At 76.0% G+C, this 2,269-nt stretch carries 1 protein-coding gene; it reads right to left on the bottom strand.

What is annotated here, in order from left to right; all coding sequences use genetic code 11:
* Positions 1-2,269: condensation domain-containing protein (locus LW587_RS23830; protein ID WP_269780373.1), on the bottom strand; the 2,269-nt coding region annotated here is incomplete at both ends.

Genomic DNA, 2,269 nt, shown 5'->3' with positions numbered 1-2,269 from the left:
CGGCCAGTTGCGCCTGCAGGGCCGGATCCTCGGGCAGGATCACCGCCACCTGCGCCGGCGGGGCGAGCTCGGCCCGCAGCGCGGCCGTGGTCAGCACCGCCCGGGGCGCGGCATCCGCCAGCATGAAGCGCAGGCGCTCCACCGGGTAGTTCGGATCGAGCGGCACGTAGGCGGCGCCCGCCTTCAGGATCGCCAGCAGGCCCACCACCATCTCGCTCGAGCGCGGCAGCGCCAAGGCCACCCGCGCCTCCGGGCCGATGCCCAGCGCGGTCAGGTGGCGCGCCAGCCGGTTCGCCCGCCCGTTCAGGGCGGCGTAGCTCAGCCGCTCGCCGGCATGGACCAGCGCCGTCGCTTCCGGCGTCCGCGCCGCCTGCCGCTCGAACAGGGCCGGCAGGCTCGCCTCCGGCAGCGGCCGGACGGTCGCGTTCCACGCCTCCAGCAGACGGTGCCGCTCCGCCGCCGACAGGATGTCGAGACGCCCGATCGGCGTGTCCGGCGCCGCTACGCCGGCCTGGAGAAGCCGCACCAGGCGCGCGCCGAGATCGGCCACGGTTGCCGCCTCGAACAGGTCGCAGGCGTATTCCACGTCGATCGCGATCCCCGCCGGCGCGCCCTCGGGGCCGAACCGCTCCTCGACGCTGAAGGTCAGGTCGAACTTCGTCGTGGCCGTGTCGACCGATACCGGGCTCGCCTTGAGCCCGGGCAACGCCAGCGCGACCGCGGCGGTGTTCTGCAGGACCAGCATCACCTGGAACAGCGGATGGCGCGCCAGGGAGCGGGCCGGCCGCAGCACCTCCACGAGGCGCTCGAAGGGCAGGTCCTGGTGCTCGTAGGCGGCCAGCGCCCGCTCCCGCACCCGCCCGAGCAGGCCGGCGAAGCTCGGGTTGCCGCCGGTGTCCACCCGCAGCACCAGCGTGTTGACGAAGAAGCCGATCAGGTCGTCGAGCGCCGGGTCGGTGCGTCCGGCGGTCGGGCTGCCGATCGGGATGTCCGGGCCCGCCCCGAGCCGGCTCAGCAGCGCCGCGAGCCCCGCCTGGAGCACCATGAACAGGCTCGCGTCCCGGCCCTGGGCGAGGCCGCGCAGCTGCCGGTGCAGCTCCGGCTCGATCCGCACCGGCACGTGGCCGCCCCGCCCGCTCGAGACGGCCGGCCGCGGCCGATCGACGGGCAGGTCGAGCTGCTCGGGCAGGCCCGCGAGGGCCTCGCGCCAGTAGCCGAGCTGGCGCGCGCCCTCGCTGTCGGGGTCGCTGTCCTGGCCGAGCCAGTCCTGCTGCCAGAGGGTGTAGTCGGCATAGTGCACCGGCAGGTCCGCCCAGGCCGGCGCCTGCCCGAGGCGGCACGCGGCATAGGCCGTGCCGAGGTCGCGCGCCAGCGGCGCCAGCGACCAGCCGTCGGCGATGGCGTGGTGGATCAGCACGAGCAGGACGTGCCGGTCCGGCGCGAGCGCCAGCAGGTGGGTGCGGATCAGGCCCTCGCCGGCGAGATCGAAGCGGTGGCGGCTCGCCTTCGCCAGATCCTCCGCCAGGGTGTCCGGCGTGCTCGCCCGGTGGGTCAGCGCCGGCAGCGCCCGCGGATCGTCGGCGGGCAGCACCTGCTGGACCGGGCCGCCCGCCGGGTCGGGCGCGAAGCGGGTGCGCAGGCTCTCGTGGCGGGCCACCACGTCCCGCAGCGCCTGCGCGAGGGCGGGGACGTCGAGGGGGCCCTCGAGCCGGACGGCGAACGGCATGTTGTAGGTCGCGCCCGGCCCGTCGATCTGGGCGAGCAGCCACAGGCGGCGCTGGGCGAAGGACAGGGGCAGGACGGCGGGGCGGGCCTGCGGCTGCAGGGACGGCCGGCGGCGGGCGCCGCCGGGGCCGAGCCGCTCGGCGAGGCCGGCGGGGGTCGGCGCCTCGAACAGGGTGCGGATCGAGAGTTCGGTGTCGAAGGCCTGGCGGATGCGCGCGATCATGCGCATGGCGAGCAGCGAGTGTCCGCCGAGATCGAAGAAGCTGTCGTCGGGCCCGACCTGGGGAAGGCCGAGCACGGCCTCGAACAGGTGGCAGAGGACCTCCTCCTGCGGGGTGCTGGCGGCGCGCCGGCTGGCGGAGGTGAAGTCGGGGGCGGGCAAGGCGCGGCGGTCGAGCTTGCCGTTGGGGGTCAGCGGCAGGCGCTCGAGGCGCAGGATCGCGGCCGGGACCATGTAGTCCGGCAGCCGCTCCGCCAGGGCGCGCCGCAGGGCGGCCCCATCCACCTCCGCCCCCGCCTCCGGCACCACATACCCGACGAGCTG

The organism is Methylobacterium sp. Leaf118, assembly GCF_920984675.1.
In the GTDB taxonomy this organism is placed as follows: domain Bacteria; phylum Pseudomonadota; class Alphaproteobacteria; order Rhizobiales; family Beijerinckiaceae; genus Methylobacterium.
The sequence above is the reverse complement of the archived record's forward strand: the minus strand, read 5'-3'. Positions and strand labels throughout refer to the sequence as shown.